20 protein-coding genes and 1 tRNA gene are annotated in these 18,720 nt (G+C 56.7%); 9 read left to right on the top strand and 12 right to left on the bottom strand.

Annotated elements, in window-relative coordinates; genetic code table 11:
• Nucleotides 1-5 precede the first annotated feature (5 nt).
• Both ACW81B_RS10440 and ACW81B_RS10435 read left to right on the top strand, forming a co-directional pair.
• Nucleotides 6-1,271, top strand: a complete 1,266-nt coding sequence (locus ACW81B_RS10440; protein ID WP_491580168.1) for an inorganic phosphate transporter — start codon at nucleotides 6-8, stop codon at nucleotides 1,269-1,271.
• Between the two features lie 106 nt (nucleotides 1,272-1,377).
• Nucleotides 1,378-1,453: transfer RNA gene (locus ACW81B_RS10435), tRNA-Thr, on the top strand.
• A 55-nt stretch (nucleotides 1,454-1,508) separates the two neighbouring features.
• Here the strand turns inward: ACW81B_RS10435 and ACW81B_RS10430 are convergent.
• Complete coding sequence (locus ACW81B_RS10430; protein WP_491580167.1) at nucleotides 1,509-1,943, bottom strand: winged helix-turn-helix transcriptional regulator; 435 nt, start codon at nucleotides 1,941-1,943, stop codon at nucleotides 1,509-1,511.
• A 108-nt stretch (nucleotides 1,944-2,051) separates the two neighbouring features.
• On the opposite strand from ACW81B_RS10430, the gene ACW81B_RS10425 reads away from it, so the two are divergent.
• Entirely contained in the window at nucleotides 2,052-2,453 is a 402-nt protein-coding gene (locus ACW81B_RS10425) for a hypothetical protein (protein ID WP_491580166.1), read from the top strand.
• Between the two features lie 8 nt (nucleotides 2,454-2,461).
• Here ACW81B_RS10425 and nadC read toward each other — a convergent pair whose 3' ends face one another.
• From nadC to ACW81B_RS10410, 3 genes are read right to left on the bottom strand one after another with little or no spacing between them, the layout of a single operon-like run.
• Nucleotides 2,462-3,298 carry a carboxylating nicotinate-nucleotide diphosphorylase gene (nadC, locus tag ACW81B_RS10420; protein ID WP_491580165.1) on the bottom strand — a complete coding sequence of 279 codons (837 nt, stop codon included), beginning with the start codon at nucleotides 3,296-3,298 and terminating at the stop codon, nucleotides 2,462-2,464.
• Entirely contained in the window at nucleotides 3,298-3,648 is a 351-nt protein-coding gene (locus ACW81B_RS10415; protein WP_491580164.1) for an FKBP-type peptidyl-prolyl cis-trans isomerase, read from the bottom strand. The genes nadC and ACW81B_RS10415 overlap by 1 nt, the downstream gene beginning before the upstream one ends.
• A complete protein-coding gene (locus ACW81B_RS10410; protein ID WP_491580163.1) occupies nucleotides 3,645-5,030 on the bottom strand; it encodes an alanine/glycine:cation symporter family protein in 1,386 nt (461 codons plus the stop codon). The genes ACW81B_RS10415 and ACW81B_RS10410 overlap by 4 nt, the downstream gene beginning before the upstream one ends.
• Before the next feature lie 195 nt (nucleotides 5,031-5,225).
• Here ACW81B_RS10410 and ACW81B_RS10405 point away from each other — a divergent pair, with 195 nt between their 5' ends.
• Together ACW81B_RS10405 and ubiT are read left to right on the top strand one after the other, a co-directional pair.
• Nucleotides 5,226-5,741, top strand: a complete 516-nt coding sequence (locus tag ACW81B_RS10405; RefSeq protein WP_491580162.1) for a helix-turn-helix transcriptional regulator — start codon at nucleotides 5,226-5,228, stop codon at nucleotides 5,739-5,741.
• Nucleotides 5,738-6,229, top strand: a complete 492-nt coding sequence (gene ubiT, locus ACW81B_RS10400) for a ubiquinone anaerobic biosynthesis accessory factor UbiT (RefSeq protein ID WP_491580161.1) — start codon at nucleotides 5,738-5,740, stop codon at nucleotides 6,227-6,229. The genes ACW81B_RS10405 and ubiT overlap by 4 nt, the downstream gene beginning before the upstream one ends.
• On the opposite strand, the gene ACW81B_RS10395 is transcribed toward ubiT, so the two are convergent.
• From ACW81B_RS10395 to egtC, 7 genes are all read right to left on the bottom strand, one after another.
• Complete coding sequence (locus tag ACW81B_RS10395) at nucleotides 6,222-7,115, bottom strand: TauD/TfdA family dioxygenase (RefSeq protein WP_491580160.1); 894 nt, start codon at nucleotides 7,113-7,115, stop codon at nucleotides 6,222-6,224. The genes ubiT and ACW81B_RS10395 overlap by 8 nt on opposite strands.
• Nucleotides 7,106-8,035 (bottom strand): U32 family peptidase, encoded by a 930-nt coding sequence (locus tag ACW81B_RS10390; RefSeq protein ID WP_491580159.1) that lies wholly within the window; start codon nucleotides 8,033-8,035, stop codon nucleotides 7,106-7,108. The genes ACW81B_RS10395 and ACW81B_RS10390 overlap by 10 nt, the downstream gene beginning before the upstream one ends.
• Nucleotides 8,032-9,027 (bottom strand): ubiquinone anaerobic biosynthesis protein UbiU, encoded by a 996-nt coding sequence (ubiU, locus tag ACW81B_RS10385; protein ID WP_491580158.1) that lies wholly within the window; start codon nucleotides 9,025-9,027, stop codon nucleotides 8,032-8,034. The genes ACW81B_RS10390 and ubiU overlap by 4 nt, the downstream gene beginning before the upstream one ends.
• 25 nt (nucleotides 9,028-9,052) lie before the next feature.
• Entirely contained in the window at nucleotides 9,053-9,991 is a 939-nt protein-coding gene (gene mnmL / locus ACW81B_RS10380) for a tRNA modification radical SAM protein MnmL/YtqA (RefSeq protein WP_491580157.1), read from the bottom strand.
• A gap of 4 nt (nucleotides 9,992-9,995) precedes the next feature.
• Nucleotides 9,996-10,598: a TatD family nuclease-associated radical SAM protein gene (locus tag ACW81B_RS10375; RefSeq protein ID WP_491580156.1), complete on the bottom strand. Its 603-nt coding sequence runs from the start codon at nucleotides 10,596-10,598 to the stop codon at nucleotides 9,996-9,998.
• A 166-nt stretch (nucleotides 10,599-10,764) separates the two neighbouring features.
• Nucleotides 10,765-11,913, bottom strand: coding sequence for an SUMF1/EgtB/PvdO family nonheme iron enzyme (locus ACW81B_RS10370; protein WP_491580155.1), 1,149 nt, complete (start codon nucleotides 11,911-11,913; stop codon nucleotides 10,765-10,767).
• Between the two features lie 2 nt (nucleotides 11,914-11,915).
• On the bottom strand, nucleotides 11,916-12,695 hold the full coding sequence (gene egtC / locus ACW81B_RS10365; protein WP_491580154.1) for an ergothioneine biosynthesis protein EgtC: 780 nt from the start codon (nucleotides 12,693-12,695) through the stop codon (nucleotides 11,916-11,918).
• Between the two features lie 177 nt (nucleotides 12,696-12,872).
• On the opposite strand from egtC, the gene phoB reads away from it, so the two are divergent.
• From phoB to ACW81B_RS10350, 3 genes are all read left to right on the top strand, one after another.
• Nucleotides 12,873-13,559: a phosphate regulon transcriptional regulator PhoB gene (phoB, locus tag ACW81B_RS10360; RefSeq protein ID WP_491580153.1), complete on the top strand. Its 687-nt coding sequence runs from the start codon at nucleotides 12,873-12,875 to the stop codon at nucleotides 13,557-13,559.
• Nucleotides 13,560-13,561: 2 nt separating this feature from the next.
• Nucleotides 13,562-14,881: a phosphate regulon sensor histidine kinase PhoR gene (phoR, locus tag ACW81B_RS10355; RefSeq protein WP_491580152.1), complete on the top strand. Its 1,320-nt coding sequence runs from the start codon at nucleotides 13,562-13,564 to the stop codon at nucleotides 14,879-14,881.
• 86 nt (nucleotides 14,882-14,967) lie between these two features.
• On the top strand, nucleotides 14,968-15,945 hold the full coding sequence (locus ACW81B_RS10350) for a PstS family phosphate ABC transporter substrate-binding protein (RefSeq protein WP_491580151.1): 978 nt from the start codon (nucleotides 14,968-14,970) through the stop codon (nucleotides 15,943-15,945).
• Nucleotides 15,946-16,005: 60 nt separating this feature from the next.
• On the opposite strand, the gene ACW81B_RS10345 is transcribed toward ACW81B_RS10350, so the two are convergent.
• Entirely contained in the window at nucleotides 16,006-16,323 is a 318-nt protein-coding gene (locus tag ACW81B_RS10345) for a PilZ domain-containing protein (protein WP_491580150.1), read from the bottom strand.
• Nucleotides 16,324-16,517: 194 nt separating this feature from the next.
• Between ACW81B_RS10345 and ACW81B_RS10340 the strand changes: the two genes are divergently transcribed.
• Nucleotides 16,518-18,719: an ABC transporter permease subunit gene (locus tag ACW81B_RS10340; RefSeq protein WP_491580149.1), complete on the top strand. Its 2,202-nt coding sequence runs from the start codon at nucleotides 16,518-16,520 to the stop codon at nucleotides 18,717-18,719.
• Nucleotide 18,720 lies beyond the last annotated feature (1 nt).

Below are 18,720 nucleotides of genomic sequence, written 5' to 3'. Positions count from 1 at the left end.
CACACATGGATATTATTGTGACCTACGGTGCGGTCTTCCTGATTCTTGCCGGTGTGTTCGGCCTGTTCATGGCCTGGGGTATCGGTGCCAATGATGTGGCCAATGCGATGGCAACCTCGGTCGGTTCCAAAGCGCTGACCATCAAACAGGCGGTGATTATTGCCGCCGTGTTCGAGTTTGCCGGCGCCATACTCGCCGGTGGCCAGGTAACCAGAACGATCCGCAAGGGTATTGTCGATGCCGACATGCTGTCGGCCTCGCCCGAACTACTGATTTACGGCATGCTGGCATCATTGTTGGCCGCGGGTGTCTGGTTGCTGATTGCATCCAAAAACGGCTGGCCGGTTTCTACCACACACTCAATTGTTGGCGCCATCGTCGGCTTTGCCATGGTCGGCATCGGTATGGATGCGGTGAAGTGGGAGAAGGTTGGCTTCATCGTGGCCAGCTGGGTGGTGTCCCCCTTGTTGGCCGGGTTTATTGCCTATTCACTTTTTCGCAGTGTACAGAACCTGATACTCAATACCGAAGAACCGTTCCGCAGTGCCAAGAAATATGTGCCGTACTATATTTTCCTGGTCGGCTTCATTATCGCGCTGGTGACCTTCATGAAAGGTCTGAAGCATGTCGGGCTGGAAAATACGCCAATAGAGAATATCAGCTATGCATTTGCGGTCGGTCTGGTGATGTTCTTTACCGGTCGTTATTTTGTTAACCGCATCCAGCTGGACCCCTCGGTCGACAAGGACTTTCACTACACCAACGTGGAGCGCGTGTTCAGCGTGCTGATGGTTGTCACCGCCTGCGCGATGGCTTTTGCGCACGGTTCCAATGATGTTGCCAACGCCATCGGCCCGGTGGCGGCCGTGGTGAGTATTGTACAAAGCGGTGGTGAAGTGGCGTCAAAATCCCTGCTGCCGATGTGGGTGCTGTTGCTGGGCGGTGCGGGTATCGTGCTGGGCCTGGCGACATTCGGCAAACACGTGATTGCCACGGTGGGCAACAACATCACCGAGTTGACGCCGAGTCGGGGCTTTGCGGCGACCCTGGCGGCAGCCACAACAGTTGTGCTGGCTTCGGGTACCGGGCTGCCGATTTCCACCACCCATACACTGGTGGGCGCGATACTTGGCGTCGGCCTGGCGCGTGGTATGGAGGCGCTGAATATGACCGTGATCCGCAACATCTTCATGTCCTGGATCGTCACCCTGCCAGCCGGCGGCCTGCTGGCTATTGTGTTCTTCTTCATGTTGAAGGGTATGTTTGGCTGAATCGATGCGGTTTTCCGGGGTGAAAAACCGCTGCTGACAGGGTAAGATGCGCCTTCGCTGCTCCTTGCGCTGTGGCGCTGGTCAGCACAATCAGGATACATCCATTGCCGGAATAGCTCAGTCGGTAGAGCAGCTCACTCGTAATGAGAAGGTCGGGGGTTCAATTCCTCTTTCCGGCACCATTTCCCCCGGCCCCATCTGGTTCTCTGTGACGGCTGGTAACCTGAAATTGTTCACTTACGCCAGCTTGTCCAGAATCTCATTGAACAGCGCTTCCCGATCTTCATGCAGCCTTGTCAGCAGATTGCGTGGTGCACCGTTAATGATGTTATCAGGCATGCCAGGTTGCGGGTTGTACTTTACACTCCATTCGACCATATCGAGCATTAAAGGAAGCAGGTCTTTTCCTTTAGGCGTGAGCTGGTAAATAAACTTCGACAGGTTATTCGAATCCTGCGTTTTCGAAATCAGTCCTTCTGACTCCAGTTTGTTCAGGCGACTCGCCAGTATATTGGTTGAGATTTTCTCCGGTGAGTTGAGGAACTCGCTGTAGTACTTTTTCCCCTTGAACAGAATGTCCCGAAGGATGATGAGGCTCCATTTGTCGCCGAAGATTTCCAGTGCAAAGGTAATCGGGCATTTCCCGCTGTTGTGATTTTCGTGGTTGCTCATGGATCCAAGTGTACTGAAAAATAAGCACTTGCATAATGCAAGCAGATAGCTACACTTAACCTGCTTGCATTATGCAAGTAGATTTATAACTTATTGAAGGAGCTGAAAATGAACCAGAAAATCATGCTGTTTCTGACATTGATGTTATCCGGGCGGGCTATGACGCTGGCGTTTATTCACCGTGTTGGTGGAAACCTGCCGGGCGATCCACCGCCTGCGTGGCTGATGCCGCTTGTGGGTGATGCGGTGATTGGAATCACAGGACTCTGGGTTGCCTACCTGATTTTGAGGAAAACCGGGCAATGGGTCTGGACTACGGTTATTGTCTGGAACTCGCTGGCGATCTGGGATGCGTTATCTGCATTCGTCATCAATACAACAAACCCCTGGCCGGAATTTTTTATGATAAAGCTGATGGGGTCGTCGATGTTTTTTGCCGCCAGTGCCATGCATCTCGCGATAATCGTGCTGGCTTATCGGCCGGACGTGAGAAAGCGCTTGCTGGGTTGAATCTGTTGCTAGTCAAACCGCATTGACAGGTCGATGGCCTTTACATCCTTGGTCAGTGCGCCAATGGAAATAGAGTCCACGCCGGTTTCAGCGTATTCACGCAGGTTGTCCAGTGTAATGCCACCCGAGGCTTCCAGTTCCGCCTTGCCGGCATTCACAGCCACTGCCTTGCTGATATCTTCAACAGAAAAATTATCCAGCATCACCCGGTCGGCACCGGCCTGCAGTGCCTGCTGTAATTCGTCCAGTGATTCCACTTCGACTTCAACCGGCAACGCCTTATCGAGGGCGCGGGCATTCTCAACCGCGGCGGCAATGGAACCCGACGCTGCGATATGGTTTTCCTTGATCAGGAAGGCATCGTAGAGACCCATGCGGTGATTGTGGCAACCGCCGGTACGCACGGCGTATTTCTGGGCGCGACGCAGTCCGGGGATGGTCTTGCGTGTGTCGAGGATACGTGTGTCCAGGCCCTCGATCTGTTGTGCATAGCGGTGGGCAAGGGTGGCAGTACCGGACAGGGTCTGGAGGAAATTGAGTGCGCTACGTTCGCCGGTGAGCAGGCTGCGGGCCGGGCCTTTCAATGTGCAGACAACCTGGTGCGGTGCAATTTTATCACCATCGGCGCTGTACCAGCGCACATCCACTTTCTCATCAAGGTGACGAAAAACACTATCGAACCAGTAGCGGCCGCACAGTACGGCATGCTCGCGGCTGTAGACGCTGGCTTTCCAGATACCCTCTGCGGGCACCAGTTGCGCGGTGATGTCACCCTGGCCCACGTCTTCTTCCAGCGCGTGGCGCACGTCCTCGTCGACATGCGCTTCGAGCACTTCCAGCAACACTATTCGGATAGCTCCAGCAGTTCGATTTCGAACACCAGCGTGGCATTCGCCGGGATCACACCACCGGCGCCGCGCTCGCCATAGCCGAGTTCCGGCGGGACGATCAGTTTGCGTTTACCGCCAACTTTCATGCCAACCACACCTTCGTCCCAGCCGGGGATGACGTAGCTGCAATCGATCGGGAAACTGAAGGGGTCATTCCGGTCGACGCTGGAATCGAATTTGGTGCCGTCTTCCAGCCAGCCGGTGTAGTGCACGATGGCCGTCTGGCCGCGGCCGGTACACAGTGTGCCGTCACCCACGGTGAGGTCTTCGTATTTCAGGCCACTGTCGGTTGTGATTTCACTCATTGTTTGACCTCGTTCTTCCTGCCTTCAAAAGAGCGGGAAAAATACTCGTTCTTGAGCCGTTGCGCCAGTCCCGCCAGCAGGGCGAGGCTGAGCAGATTGGGTGCGGCCATGAGAATATTGGTGATGTCGGCAAGGTTCCATACCAGTTTCAGGGGAACTGCCGCGCCGACCATGACCAGCAGTGTATAGATCAGTCGGTAAGGCAGCACGGCGCGCTCACCGAACAGAAAACTTGCCGAACGGTCGCCGTAATAGGACCAGGCGATGATGGTGGAGAAGGCAAACAGGCTCAGTCCGATGCCGACTACGCTGGCGCCCGATACACCGATGGAGGTCTGGAAGGCATGTGCTGTCAGTGCCGCGCCGACCAGGTCTTCGCGTTGCAGGTTCCAGACCCCGGTTACGATGATGACCAGCCCGGTCATGGTGCAGATCACCAGGGTATCGATGAAGGGCTCCATCATGGCAACCAGGCCTTCGCGTACCGGTTCGTTGGTGCGGGCGGCGGCGTGGGCAATGGGCGAGGAGCCGAGCCCGGCCTCGTTGGAGAACAGCCCGCGCGCCACGCCCCAGCGGATGGCTTCACCGACGGCTGCGCCGCCCACCGCCCAGGGGTTCAGTGCGTGATTGAAGATGGTTGCGAATGCCCCGGGAATTTGCGGGAGGTGGTTGATCAATACCAGGATAGCGGCACCCACGTACAGCAGCGCCATGAACGGCACAATGGTCGAGGCCACGCGGGCAATGCGCCTGACGCCTCCGAGGATTACAGCGCCAACCAGTGACGCCAGCACCAGACCGGCCAGCCAGGCATATTCATGAATTTCGGGGAACAGGTAACCCAGTCCGTCTACCACCGAGTTGGCCTGCACCATATTGCCGATGCCGAACGAGGCAATCAGTGCAAAGCCGGCAAACAGCATGGCAGTACGTTTCATCTTCAACCCGTGCAGCAGGGTGTACATGGGGCCGCCGGCGATAGTGCCGTCTTCCCGGACTTCGCGGAAACGCAGGGCCAGCGTGCACTCAGTGAACTTGGTCGCCATGCCAAAGAAGGCGGTGACCCACATCCACAACAGCGCACCCGGACCACCCAGCGATATGGCGGTTGCTACACCGGCAATGTTACCGGTGCCAATGGTGGCTGAGAGCGCGGTGGAGAGTGCCTGGAAATGCGTGATGTGACCTTCGTGGTGCGGCTGGTCATAAGCGCCGGACAACAACGCAAGTGAATGTCGGAAGCCACGAAACTGTACCAGCCCCATGCGCATCGTCAGGTACAGGCCCATGCCGAGTAGCAGGGCCAGCGTCAGGGCATTGCCCCATAACAGACCGGCTACCTGACCGCTCCAGTCAGTCAGGGTCTGGACGGGGTTATCCACAGGTTGTCAACAGGCAGGAGGACAGAAAGCATTCTGGATGCGGCATGGGGGGATTATAAAGGAAACTGAGCTATATCAACGAAACGGTGGATCATTCCATCCTAAAATCAACCCCGGATGTCGATTTTTCACTTTGTGGGGGTTTGCTAGATTGCCCCGAACCAATGGAAGGACGCTTTAATGGTATCAACGTCGATGAGTGAAATACTGGATTCCTCCCTGGAGGCAGGCAACATTGCAGTTTGTGTCAAGGACGGAAATAAACGGGTTCTGAGTCAGAACGACTATTGCCGCGAGCTGTGCGGTGACCGGAGCGGGGAACTGTGTGAAACAGGCTGTATGGAACTGTATGCCAGGGACAATGCCCGGCAGTGGAAGGACTGGGGCAGCCGGGTGTACCGCAACAGCTTCATGCACGGTGATTTTTTCGATGTTACGTTGTTATGCAGCGGTGAAAGTATTATTACTTTCCTGCAACCACTGAAAGACCGTTACGAAATGGCGCTCGCCTATTACCGTGACAAGGGGTTGACGAAGCGTGAGACTGAAGTCGTTTCCCTCACCATCAGGGGGGTATCCAATCCTGAAATTTGCAAACAGCTTTCCATATCAAAGGCAACCCTGAGGACGCACCTCAACAACATCTATCACAAGTTCCGGGACCTGGGCGAAGAGCCGGAGTTCATGCCGGCAAACCGTCTTGCGCGGTGAGAGGTCAGGCCGTATCGCAGGCTGTACCGAACCTGCCCCGCCCCCTGAGCCTGCCCTTTTCGCTGCTCCCGGATGTCGTCCATTCACGCCTGGTCGCGACGATGCTCAACAGGGCGCTGGCCGGGCCGTTGCAGGAAGGTGAGCTGGATTTCCTGCAGGGACGTCTGTTAACGATCGGGGTTAAAGATGCGGGTGTCAGCATACATCTGACGCTCTATAACCGGATGTTGCACGTTGCCAGCTCGCGTGGAATGGCTGATTTGTGCATTGAGGCGAGTGTCTATGACTTCCTGGTGTTGATCGGGCAGCAGGAAGATCCGGATACACTGGTATTCCAGCGCCGTCTTGTGATGCAGGGCGATACCGAACTGGGGCTGGAAGTGAAGAATTTTCTCGATGGACTGGATGTCGAATCTCTGGGCCTGTACCGGCAACTGGGTCCGCTGCTGAACAGGCTGTTACCTGTCTACCGGCAGCTATTCAGTTGATACTGTCAAAATAGCGTAAGCGGTACAGCAGCCGGGGCTGTTGCGGGACATCCGTAAAGCCGCTGCGGTTGTGCAGTACGTTGTTGCTGATCAGGCCCCACCCGGATTGCAGCGTCAGGCGGTAGATGAAAGGGTTATCCGAAGCCAGCAGTTTCTCCAGTTCCGCCACGGCAGCGCGCGTCAGCGGGTCATCTTTCCATTCTATGCTGTGACTGCGCGCTGTGTAGCGCATGTGCAGGAGTTTCTGGTAGTGCACCGAAAACACCGGCCCGCGACGCGTCGGGCGCAGCACGGTACCCTGCTGAATGTTGGCGGGAATGGTCATTGCATCCGCTGCCATCAGTACCTTGATATAGGCGGGGTTGGCATCCCGCAGATGTATGTAGGCCATTTCGTGGTCGAGAAGGGTGGTCTCACCGCCCTCGGCGGCGGGGCGTACACAGTGCAGCAGCAGTGAGTGGATCTGTTGATCCATGCCGTTGTAGTAACCGTCGGTATGCCAGTGAATGGGGCGGTCGGTGTAGGGTATATAGCGGTTGCGCCACTGGTCATCGACAACCTGCAGGGCGGTTATGCCGTCATCATCGGCACCCATGTTTCGATCCAGGTGGTGCAGCCCGAGTTGTGCGCCAAGTGTGGCGGGAATCTGCTTGTCAGGGTCTGAACCGGCCTTGCTGATGTAGATTGCCATATTGGCCCTGGCGCAGCAGTCGAGGATGGCTTTTCGCTCCGACGCCTTCAGCTTGCGCGGGTCATCGATTTCCACCATGAGTGAATCGGCCTGTTGCGGGTAGTCTTCCAGCCTGGCGTCTCTCCAGGCCTCATAGGCCAGGTGATTGTCCAGGTCGAAAGGATTGTTATTGCAGGCAAGCTTTTTCAAGTGCATGCGGCCTCCTTGTTATTGGCACGGAACTCCATGCCAGCCGTACCATGCCAGTAGCCATTACAATCGTCAGGCCCCGATAGAGGTTGCAGCGACAGACGGGCTTCGTGTGTGGAAAGGCTGCCATTCAGGCATCGATGGAAAACCTCGATAATCTGTTCGGTATGCCGTGACTGTGGACTGATGCGCAGTACATCGACACCATGTTCAGCCAGTTCATCGATGTTTTCTACCAGGTTGCAGGTTCTGGCTGACTGGGTCTGGATACCATTGAGTGTCAGGAAGGCCTCGTTCTCCCGGGTTGAGAGCAGCAGCCCGTCGGAGTAGTCGAGGCAACGGAACTGGCAATCATCCTTGGGCAGGTTGTGGGCCCGTGCTGTGAAACAGCGGGCGGAGTACGCGAGTGGTAATTTCCCGTAGGCAAAGATTTCGGTTTCAACACCTGCCGGGCGCTGAGGCTGTATATCGGCTAGCATGGCGCGTGAAAGTTCGACGGGTGCCACCCAGCGTTGCAGGCCGTGGGCGGCGAGCACTTTCAGGGTTCGGTGATTATAAATATTGATGGCGGGGCCGGTGACAAAGCGGGTTTTGCCCGACAACAACTGGACGGCCGCCATGTCATTGGCTTCGATACTGAAGTCTGTGACGTCACACAGTTTTTTCAGGGCGCCCAGTTCAGAACCGGCCTCGATCAGTGTCAGGCTCGACAGTATCACTTCCTTGCCGGTTTCTTTCAGCACTCGCGCCAGTGCCAGCCAGTCTTCGCTGCGCAGTGCGCGGCGTTTGGCGCATACGGTTTCGCCAAGGTAGATGATATCGACCGGCGTCGAGGCGATGCGCTCATAGAAATCCAGTAACTGCCCGCGGCCCCAGTAATAGGGGACAGGGCCGAGTGACAGTTTTGGAAGGGTTTGCCGGGTCATTGCCATGGCCGGTGATAGGCGCCGAGCGTTGTTTGCGCGCCCTCCGATACATTTTGCAAGGTGTTCTGCCAGGATGCGTCCGGGTAGTAGTTATCCGGATCGTTGTGGCAGGTATCCAGCGCGGCACGCCATACGCGTGTGACTTGCCTGACATAGGCCGGGCTTCGCTGGCGTCCCTCGATCTTGATGGCTGCAATACCGATTGATTGCAGTTCCGGTAACAGCGCCAGGGTGTTGAGGCTGGTGGGTTCTTCAATGGCATAGCAGGTGTTGCCAGCCACATCGAAGCGTCCCTTGCAGAGGGTGGGGTAGCCGGCTGGCTCATTATTTCGATAGCGGTCAATCAGTACGCCATTAAGACGCGACTCGAGACCGCGGGATGTTTCCGTCCAGCGCACGGCGGATGCCGGTGAACAGGCGCCGAAGGTGTTGGGTGACTGGCCGGTAACATAGGATGACAGCAGGCAGCGGCCTTCCACCATGACGCACAGGCTGCCAAAGCCAAACACTTCCAGCGCTACCGGGCTGTCTGCAGCGACCTGGCGTACCTGTTTGATCGAGAGCACGCGGGGCAGGACAGCGCGCCGGATGGCGAAGTTGTCATGGTAGAAGCGCAGTGCTTCCGGGTTGGTGGCCGAGGCCTGTACGGAAAGGTGCAGGCCCAGTTCGGGCCATTTTTCGCTGGCGTAGTCCATAACACCGATATCGGCCACTATCAGGGCGTCGACATTGAGTTCCGCGGCCCGGTCAACTGCATCCTGCCAGCGTCTCCAGCCACTTTCCTGTGCGTAGGTGTTTATGGCCGTGAACACCTTCGTGCCTTGTCGGTGTGCATACGCAATACCTTCACGACAACGCTTTTCATCGAAGTTGAGACCGGCAAAATGGCGCGCGTTGGTGTCATCCCGGAAGCCGATGTACACGGCATCGGCTCCTTCGTCGACCGCTGTCTTCAGCGCAGGAAGGTTGCCGGCGGGGCAAACGAGTTCCATTTTCGGATGCGTAGATAACACGGGTTCAGGCTCCTGAATATCTGCGATATGGCGTGGTGGTCAGTTGTGCGGCACGACGTTGTTGCAGTTCATCTGTAATAGCATTGAGAACCTGCCATTTTTTTGCGCACCAGTCCGGTGCAAGCAGAATATTCGGCGATGCCGTGCCGGTGACCCGGTGGTAGACCACCTGCGGTGGCGTGTGCTCGATCATGTCGCAGGCAATCGTGACGTACTGGTCGAGTGTCAGGGGCTGGTATTCTCCACGCCGCCACTGGTTGGCCAGAAGCGTGCCCTTGACGACGTGCAGGGGGTGCAGTTTCAGTCCCTCGATGCCGTGTTCAAGGACGCGCTTGAGGGTTGTCATGCAGTGAGTACGGCCCTCGCCGGGCAGGCCAATGATGAGGTGGGTGCATACCTGAAGGCCGCGCGCATGGGCATTGCGTACCGCAAGCCGATAGGCTTCAAAGCCATGGCCACGGTTTACGCGGCTCAGCGTTTTGTCGAAAGCGGATTGCAGCCCCAGTTCCAGCCAGACTTCCCTGCCCTGGTCCCGGTAGCGGGCCAGCAGGTCCAGCACCTTGCCAGGTACGCAGTCCGGGCGCGTGCCGACAGCCAGGCCAATAATGTCGTTGTCGGTGAGCGCCCTGTCGTAGAGTTCGGCAAGCCGGTCGACGTCGGCATAGGTATTGGTGTAGGCCTGAAAGTAGGCGATATATTTATGCGCCCCGGTACGCTTGCGAATCACCCTTCGACCGGCTTCGAGTTGTTCGCTAATCGTGGCCGGGTTACGGCCGTTGGGATTGAAGGAGACATTATTGCAGAAGCTGCAGCCACCACGGCCCTTGCTGCCATCCCGGTTCGGGCAGGTAAAGGCAACATTCAGGGTCAGCTTGTGGACGCGTTCACCGTAACGTCGCAACATGGCCTGGCCAAAGGTATTCACGTGGTTGGACAGCACCATACTGTCAGCCCACCACATCCAGTACACGACGCCGGAAGGATACCTGGCGCTGCCTGGCCATGTCCCGGCAAGCGTCGATATCCACACCCTCAAGACCGTCAATGGCGGTTGCTGTCACCGAGGCGATGTAGTCCGGTGCCTGTTGCAGGAAATCCAGCATGGCCTGGTAAGAGCCTGGCAGTGCGGGGCGGCAGTGTTTCTCGTAGAGCATTTCCTTATCGGCATTCATCGACACCGATAGCGCATCAACGCAATCTGCCAGTTCGGGTAATACATTGCGCTTGTGAAAAAGATTGGCAAGGCCATCAGTATTGATACGTACCTTGCCACCCTGCTGCTTGATATGTGTTGCAATTTCCAGCAGGGGCTTGAGTCGCAAGGTAGGCTCGCCGAATCCGCAGAATACAACCTCGCGGTAGGCTGCGGGTTCACCCAGCGCTTCGATGATGTCAGTCACTTCGGGTCGTTGTGGTAGTGTGAGGTCGAACGCGTGGACCTGTGGGCCGGCACAGTACTTCGGACAGAAGGTGCAGCGTAATGTGCATCTGTTGGTAATATTCAGGTAGCGTTTGTCACCTATTGTGTAGGCCAGAACCGGTTTTTGCATGGACCCCCACCAACCAGCCGGATCCAGGCGCAGTGAAGATCCGGCGAAACAGGTGACTACTCTAGTCTCTGGCGTGCTGTCCGTATTTGATCCAGGTCAACGATGGGAATGATTACGCCGGGTGGAGCACTAAACAGGGGGGTGGAATCTGACAGGTCCTGCCAGGTCAGAACACCAGCCGCAGGCCGGCAAAGACGTGGCGTTTATCGGGTTCAAAAAAATTACGAAAGCTGGGACGTTTGATGGCGCGGCGGGTATGCAGGCAGCCACCGCGCAGGCTGTAATGGTTCTCATCGAACCACGGTTGTGAATATTCCGGGTAGGGGAAGGCCTCAAAGCCCTCATAGGGGTGGAAAGTGTTTGCGCACCATTCCCACACGCGACCGGTCTGTTCCAGTACGCCGCTGCGGCAGGCGGCTTCCCACTGGTACTCGTGTGGAAGATGCCCCCCCGCCCAGTTGGCGAATGCATTGGCCTCGTGACGGCTGACCCCGGATACAGGGTCATCCGGTGTCAGTTCGTAACAACCGCGCATGCTGACGCCGTACCAGATGCCTTGTTCGGTTTGCCGCCAGTGATCGGGTGAATGCACATCGTGTTGCTGGCGCCAGGCCCAGCTGTCAGCTTCCCAGAGGTCTTCGCGCTGATAACCCCCGTCTTCAATAAAGCCGAGAAATTCGGCATTGCTGACTGGTGTTTTACTGATCTGGAATCCACCCAGCTCGGCGTGCTGTGGGGGAACTTCATTGTCGTAGGCGATGGGTGTTTCGCCACCGATGCGATAGTGTCCGGCCGGTATTTCAATACGTGTCGGGCCGAGGGGCTGTGCCTGCAGGGGTGAGGGGTCCAGTCCATTCGGGGAGGTTTCAGCCAGTGCTTTCTGGGTCAATACCATGAGCATGGTTTCATAGTGCTGGCTGTAGTGCTGGATCAGAAAATGAAGGATGTAATTGTCATTAAACAGTTCATGCTCGCGCCACTCCGGGCGCAGTGAAGACAGGAAATGCAAGTTGAATTCCTGCAGCTCGCGTGCCCAGGTCAACATGGCATCCTGCTGCGGCAACAGTTGGCCGCGTTCGGTTTTTGGCGTGCGAGGTGGTGTATAGAAATCGGCAATGGGCGCGGTCACGCTGTCGTCACCACGGATCTTTTCGTGCAGCCACAGGCATTCAGTGAAGATACAGTGGCCGAGGTGCCAGCCGAGCGGACTCAGGTCGGGGTGGTACTGGGTACGGAAAGTGGTTTCGTCTGCATTCTCTGCCAGTGCCAGCACCAGTGTCTGCGCCATGCGCAGCTCGTTGATCAGTTCGTCCATGCTCACAGTGGCAACAGTTCGGGCGGCTCTTCCGGGTCGAGTACAAGAATCTGGTGTTCAGGCACAGTTTGCCAGAATGTTGATTCAGTCAGGCGTTCCGAGGCGATAAGTTGTGCGCCGGGGAACATTTCTTCGTCGGTAGTGTAATACAGCGAAGGGCAGTCGTCACCGAGCGCGTGACGAACGGCGTACAGGCGTTCACCGTCACTGACGACCAGGTTGAGCAGGCAGCGATGACCTTCTGTCCAGTCGGCAATGTTGTCCATCAATTCAGCCAGCGCGGTTTCCACAGGCAGGTCAGGGTTATCGTTGAGTAACTGCCGGAGTGCCGCAAACAGGTACTCGGACTCGGTATTGCCGCGAACAGTAGCCAGCAGTTCCGGCGACAATGCCTGAATCATGCCTTGTTGCACAGCACCGTGGAAATCATCGATGAGTCCATTATGGTCAAACAGAAACTCGTTATCGATAAAAGGCTGGGTGTTGACATGGTTGACCGGTATACCGGACGTGGCACTTCGTACACTGGCAAGCCACAGGGGGCTTTTCAGTGTCCGGGCCAGGTGTGGCAGGTTGGGGTCAGACCAGATCGGGGCCGGATTCACGTACGCGGCGGGGGTGTCGGTTTCGTCATACCAGGCGAAACCGAAGCCATCGGCGTTCAGTCTGGCGTATTTGAGTTCCTGTGGAGACCAGCCCTGAACTTCCAGGCTGTGTGGCGGGTCGAGCAGGAAACGGCCCAGCGCAACGGGTTCTCCCAGGTAAGCGGCGATCCGGCACATGGTTTGGCGTGGTTCCCTGTTTCGCTGGATGGGTGTCGATGTTAGCCTAAGTCTGTTGTGCGTAGCGAGGCCCTGGACTGCACGCTGGAGCTGGAAGCCGGGGTACAGGACTCACCTGTCACATAATAGTAACATTTGTATGCTCTGCTGTTACAGTGTTATGTCCGGGTATAATCAATGAAACGTATTCTGGTAGTAGAGGACGAAACCGCGATCCGTGAAATGCTGGGGTTTTCCCTGACAAAGGCCGGATTCCGTTTTGAAGAGGCCGCCGATGCCGAACAGGCATTGCTGGCCATTGCCGCCAATCCGCCCGACCTGGTGATACTCGACTGGATGTTGCCGGGGATGAGCGGTGTGGACCTGGCGCGCCGCTTGCGCCGTGACGAGTTGACCGCCGGTCTTCCGGTCATCCTGCTGACGGCAAGATCGGAAGAGAATGATCGTGTTCGCGGGCTGGAGGTCGGGGCTGATGACTATGTAACCAAGCCGTTTTCCCCGCGGGAGCTGATTGCCCGCATCCAGGCCGTATTACGGCGCACCCAGCCGGACAGCGATGAGGTGCCGATCGTGTTTGACGGCCTGTCTCTGAGTCCTGTCGAACATCGTGTCGAGGCCGGTGGCGAGGCTGTTGAGCTGGCGCCGACGGAATTCCGTCTGTTATCTTTTTTTATGCATCACCCTGACCGGGTGTACAGTCGTGAGCAATTGCTGGATCGTGTCTGGGGACGTGGTATCTATGTGGAAGAACGCACGGTGGACGTTCATGTTCGCAGATTGCGCAAGGCGCTGGCGGTGTACGGTTATGACCGCTTTATCCAGACCGTGCGCGGCGCAGGTTATCGTTTTTCCAGCAAGGTATAAGTGTGACCCGGGCGTGGCATAACGAGCTGTGGCGGCTGGCGCTGTTGTTACTGTCCGGTGTGTTGCTGGGCCTGCTGTTCGGTCAGGTGCTGGCCGGTGTGTTGCTGATGCTTGGTGCCTATCTGGCATGGCACCTGTATAACCTCAATCGCCTGGTGCGTTGGCTGAATGAGGGCAAGTCTTTCCGGCCACCTGAGGCCAGTGGTATCTGGGACGTTGCCTTCGAGTATATCTACCGCCTGCAACAGCGTAACCAGCAACGTAAACGTAAGCTGCACCGGTTGTTGCAGCGGTTACACAAGATGACCAGTGCGTTACCGGACGCCACGGTAGAGCTGCGGCCAGGCAGTGAGGAGATCGAGTGGTGGAATACTGCCGCTGCCCGCTACCTGGGGTTCGAGTATCCGCGAGACAGCGGGCAGCGTATCAGCAACCTGATTCGTCACCCGCTATTCCTTGACTATTTACACAGTGATAATTACACGCAGGGCATTGAAATCCCTTCGCCCGTGGATGAAGGGAAAACACTGCGTATTCGCATTGTGCCCTATGCCGGAGACCGGCGGTTGCTGGTGGCGCGTGATATGACGCGTGTGCAAAAGCTGGAGCGCATGCGTCAGGACTTTGTGGCCAATGTGTCGCACGAACTGCGCACGCCACTGACGGTGGTTTCCGGCTACCTGGAAACCCTGCTGGAAGACAGGGAGCTGGATGAGCGGTGTGGGGTTCCATTGCGCAGCATGCAAAAGCAGACACGGCGCATGAACCGGCTGGTCAAGGATCTGATGATGTTATCGCGACTGGAGAGCGAAGAGCAGGGCAGCAACCCGCGGGCGGTATATATACCGGAACTGATTGCCCAGGTTGTCGACCAGGCAAGGGAGCTCAGTGGCGAGGAAGCACATGATATCAAGGCTGAAATCGATCAGTCATTGTGTCTGAACGGGGCAGAAAGCGAGTTGTACAGCGCATTTTCCAATCTCTTGCTGAATGCCGTACGTTATACGCCGGCCGGTGGTCAGATCAGGGTAAGCTGGACACGAGATGGCGATTCGGCCGTATTTTCCGTGACCGACACCGGCCCGGGTATTGAAGCGCATCATATCCCGCGCCTCACAGAGCGTTTTTACCGGGTGGATGCCGGACGTTCGCGTGAGCGGGGTGGTACCGGGCTGGGGCTCGCTATTGTAAAGCACGTGCTGTTGCGTCATCAGGGGCAACTGGAAATTGAAAGTGAGCCGGGGCGCGGCAGCCGCTTCGGCTGCCGCTTCCCGGCGCTGCAACTCATTGAGTGCGCCTGTGTAAAAACTTCACAACGGTAATATGCCTGTCACATTGCCGGGCTAGCATTCCCCTCCAGTAATACACTTGTATTCAACATACCTGTTCCTTATCGAGGAGAACACGAATGGCTTTACGCAAACACACCCTGGTAGCCGGATTGCTGTCGGCCGCCCTGGGCTTCAGCGGTTCATTGCTGGCTGAAGCAAAAGTTGACCCGGCTATCGCGGATTACACACCCGTCAGTGGTGTATCCGGCAACCTGTCCAGCGTCGGTTCCGATACCCTGGCCAACCTGATGACCCTGTGGGCCGAGACATTCAAACGTAAATACCCGAACGTCAACATCCAGATCCAGGCCGCCGGTTCTTCCACTGCACCACCGGCCCTGACCGAAGGTACCTCCAACATCGGGCCGATGAGCCGCAAGATGAAGGACAAGGAACTGGAAGCCTTTGAACGCCGTTACGGTTACAAGCCCACACCGATTCGTGTTGCTATCGATGCGCTGGCGGTATTTGCGCACAAGGATAACCCGGTCAAGGGTCTGACCATTCCCCAGGTTGACGCCATTTTCTCTTCCACCCGCAAATGCGGTTACCCGGAAGATATTACGCGTTGGGGCCAGTTGGGTCTGGAAGGCGCCTGGAAGAACCGCACCATCCAGTTGTACGGTCGAAATTCGGTATCCGGCACCTATGGTTACTTCAAGAAGAAGGCGCTGTGCAAGGGTGATTACAAAAATAACGTGAACGAGCAGCCGGGTTCCGCCTCAGTGGTCCAGTCAGTGTCATCATCACTTAATGGTATCGGGTATTCCGGTATTGGTTATATGACCTCAGGCGTGCGTACTGTACCTCTGGCGAAAAAGGAAGGGCAGGCGTTCATCAAGGCTACGCCGGAGAACGCAATTAGCGGCAAATACCCACTGGCACGCTTCCTGTATGTCTACGTCAACAAGCACCCGAACCGGCCGCTGCCGCCGCTGGAACGTGAGTTCCTGAAACTGGTGTTATCGAAAGCCGGCCAGACGGTCGTCGTCAAGGATGGCTACATCCCCTTGCCGAAATCGGTGGTCGAAAAGGAACTGGCCAGGTTGCAGTAAATTCCTGCTGACCGAAAGCCCTCGCTGGTACAGCGGGGGCTTTTTTATGCGCGGATGTTTTTATGCGGCATTTAGCATGTAACGCAGCGCGTCAAATTCACGGTAGCCAACATGCTGCAGCATCAGGCCTACACCGCCATCGCGTGTGTGTACCACATAGGCCGGTAAGCGGTGCTCGACAGGCCGTCCACGCATTTCGGCGATGAAGGAGATTTCCAGTCTTGCATGAGACGGAATACGTACGCCTTTCAGGTCGACGTACATGCCCTCCAGGCTGATGTTACGTGTTTTCCCGTTGATGGTCCCAACGGGTGGATAGTGCAGGTTCACTTCGAGATCAATTTCGCGCCGTGAACTCCAGCGATGTTCTATGCCCATGTGGCAAGCCCTCCCTTTATTAAGTGCCAGACGTGTGGCGGTCCGGTGTTTCAGGAGTAAAAAAAGCAAATTCAATGCCAAGCGAGACTTTGTTCAGGTGAATTGGCTGTCACACAATCGTCATATTTGTCGCGTATTCTGCTGCGGTCATGTCCGGATCATCCACTTCAAACCCGTATAAAGGCAGCGCACATTTGCGCTTTCGTCTACTCAAGGATCGCCTGACCCGCTGGCTGGTGGGTACCGGCGGCATTGCGGTTATTATAGCTATCCTGTTGATATTTATATATCTTTTATATGTTGTTGTGCCGCTGGCAGAGTCTCCGGGCATGCAGCGCGAGGCGGTCTACGTGTTGCCGGACGGGGCCGAAGCCGTCTACCTGTCCATGGAAGAGCAGGCTGAAATTGGTGCTGTAATCAATCGTGAAGGACAGGTACGATTTCTGTCGACTGCCGACGGCCATGAAATCAGCCGGGAGCAATTACCGGTTCCCAGGGGCGCCAGAGTAGCCGGTTTTTCGGCGGCGCGTCCGGATTCCGGCATCGTTGCGCTGGGTTTCAGCAATGGCCAGGCGCTGGTCGTCAAACTCAATTACCGGGTCAGCTTTCCCGATGACAAGCGCCTTATCACGCCGGAGGTGCAGTACCCGCTCGGTGAGGCGCCAGTGGATGTCAGCGCCGAGGGCGCTTCACTGGACAAGCTGGCTATCCAGCAGGACGAATCGTTCACCATCGTAGCCTGGTCGCGGGGCGGCATGCTGTCTGTTATGAAGGCCTCCCCGGAAGAGTCGTTGATGGAAGAAGATGCAGGCTGGTCCTTCGAACGCAGCAGCGGCTACACGGATCTTGAAGAGATCGTCAGCCTGCTGGTCGATCCCTCGCAGCGGAACCTGTACATGGTCAGTGGTGATGGAACACTGGCGTGGTTTGATATTTCAGACCTGTCCCAGGCAAAATTGCATGAACAGATTAACGTCACCGCGCAGAATGTCAGTGTTGATTCAGCGCGCTTTCTGGCGGGTGGTAATTCCATCATGGTGGCCACGGAAGATGGCAAAATCAGCCAGTGGTTCCAGGTCAGGGATGAGGAGGGCGTCTCGCACCTTCAGCAGATTCGCAGCTTTGACAATGAAGTAAAAACGCGGGCGCTGGTGGCGGAATACAGCCGCAAGGGTTTCCTGGTGGCGGGCGAAGATGGCAGCGTTTCCATTTATCACGCTACGGCTGAGCAGCGGCTGATCCGGGAAACCGTTTCGGATTCACCCATCCGTATGCTGGCAGTCAGTCCACGTGCGGATGCCCTGTGGGCCCTGAGCGATGCCGGACAGTTACAGTTCTGGCGTATTCACAACCCGCACCCGGAAGTTTCATGGCGCGCCTTGTGGAGCAAGATCTGGTACGAGGGTTATGACAAACCCGAATACATCTGGCAGTCATCCGCTGCCGATAATGATTTCGAACCGAAGTTCAGCCTTACGCCGTTGGCTTTCGGAACGCTCAAGGCGGCGTTTTACGCCATGCTGTTCGCCATACCGTTATCAATCCTGGGCGCGGTTTTTACGGCCTACTTCATGGCGCCGAAAATGCGCCAGATGGTGAAGCCTACTATCGAGATTATGGAAGCCCTGCCCACGGTTATCCTGGGTTTTCTTGCCGGGCTGTGGCTGGCGCCACTGGTGGAAACCCACTTGCCAGGCCTGTTCGCCCTGTTACTGTTGATGCCGCTGCTGGTGCTGCTCACGGCATGGATCTGGCACTGCTTGCCACAACGCCTGACCGATCGGATAGGGATGGGCTGGGAAGCCGCGTTACTGGTTCCGGTGATACTGGGCGCGGGGTATATATCACTGGCAGCAAGCCCGTTACTTGAACAATGGTTGTTTGGCGGTGATATGCCGGGCTGGCTGCAGCATGAAATGGGTATAGGCTTCGACCAGCGCAATTCACTGGTGGTGGGTATGGCGATGGGGTTTGCCGTGATCCCGACCATCTTCTCGATCGCCGAGGACGCTATCTTCAGTGTGCCACGGCACCTCACCAGCGGTTCACTGGCACTGGGCGCCACCAGCTGGCAAACACTGGTGCGGGTGGTGTTGCTGACGGCCAGCCCCGGTATTTTCTCCGGGATTATGATGGGCGTGGGACGCGCTGTTGGTGAAACCATGATTGTGCTGATGGCGACCGGTAATACGCCGATAATGGATATGAGTATTTTCCAGGGCATGCGTACCCTGTCGGCAAATATCGCGGTGGAAATGCCCGAGTCCGAGGTGGCGAGCACGCACTACCGTATTCTGTTTCTTGCCGCACTGGTGCTGTTCCTGTTTACCTTTGTGTTCAACACGGGTGCGGAGTTGATTCGTCAGCGCCTGCGCAACAAGTACAGCAGCCTGTAAC

This window comes from Thiogranum sp. (genome assembly GCF_058323355.1).
This window is presented reverse-complemented; position numbering and strand designations above follow the sequence as displayed.

Excerpts from the sequence above, each read along its gene's own strand:
- ACW81B_RS10440 (WP_491580168.1), top strand. The coding sequence starts at position 6 with ATGGATATTATTGTGACCTACGGTGCGGTCTTCCTGATTCTTGCCGGT.
- ACW81B_RS10375 (WP_491580156.1), bottom strand. The coding sequence starts at position 10,598 with ATGCAAAAACCGGTTCTGGCCTACACAATAGGTGACAAACGCTACCTG.
- ACW81B_RS10405 (WP_491580162.1), top strand. The coding sequence starts at position 5,226 with ATGAGTGAAATACTGGATTCCTCCCTGGAGGCAGGCAACATTGCAGTT.
- ubiU (WP_491580158.1), bottom strand. The coding sequence starts at position 9,027 with ATGGAACTCGTTTGCCCCGCCGGCAACCTTCCTGCGCTGAAGACAGCG.
- mnmL (WP_491580157.1), bottom strand. The coding sequence starts at position 9,991 with ATGGTGCTGTCCAACCACGTGAATACCTTTGGCCAGGCCATGTTGCGA.
- ACW81B_RS10430 (WP_491580167.1), bottom strand. The coding sequence starts at position 1,943 with ATGAGCAACCACGAAAATCACAACAGCGGGAAATGCCCGATTACCTTT.
- phoB (WP_491580153.1), top strand. The coding sequence starts at position 12,873 with ATGAAACGTATTCTGGTAGTAGAGGACGAAACCGCGATCCGTGAAATG.
- ACW81B_RS10415 (WP_491580164.1), bottom strand. The coding sequence starts at position 3,648 with ATGAGTGAAATCACAACCGACAGTGGCCTGAAATACGAAGACCTCACC.
- ACW81B_RS10345 (WP_491580150.1), bottom strand. The coding sequence starts at position 16,323 with ATGGGCATAGAACATCGCTGGAGTTCACGGCGCGAAATTGATCTCGAA.
- ACW81B_RS10425 (WP_491580166.1), top strand. The coding sequence starts at position 2,052 with ATGAACCAGAAAATCATGCTGTTTCTGACATTGATGTTATCCGGGCGG.
- ACW81B_RS10350 (WP_491580151.1), top strand. The coding sequence starts at position 14,968 with ATGGCTTTACGCAAACACACCCTGGTAGCCGGATTGCTGTCGGCCGCC.
- ACW81B_RS10370 (WP_491580155.1), bottom strand. The coding sequence starts at position 11,913 with ATGGACGAACTGATCAACGAGCTGCGCATGGCGCAGACACTGGTGCTG.
- ACW81B_RS10395 (WP_491580160.1), bottom strand. The coding sequence starts at position 7,115 with ATGCACTTGAAAAAGCTTGCCTGCAATAACAATCCTTTCGACCTGGAC.
- egtC (WP_491580154.1), bottom strand. The coding sequence starts at position 12,695 with ATGTGCCGGATCGCCGCTTACCTGGGAGAACCCGTTGCGCTGGGCCGT.
- ACW81B_RS10390 (WP_491580159.1), bottom strand. The coding sequence starts at position 8,035 with ATGACCCGGCAAACCCTTCCAAAACTGTCACTCGGCCCTGTCCCCTAT.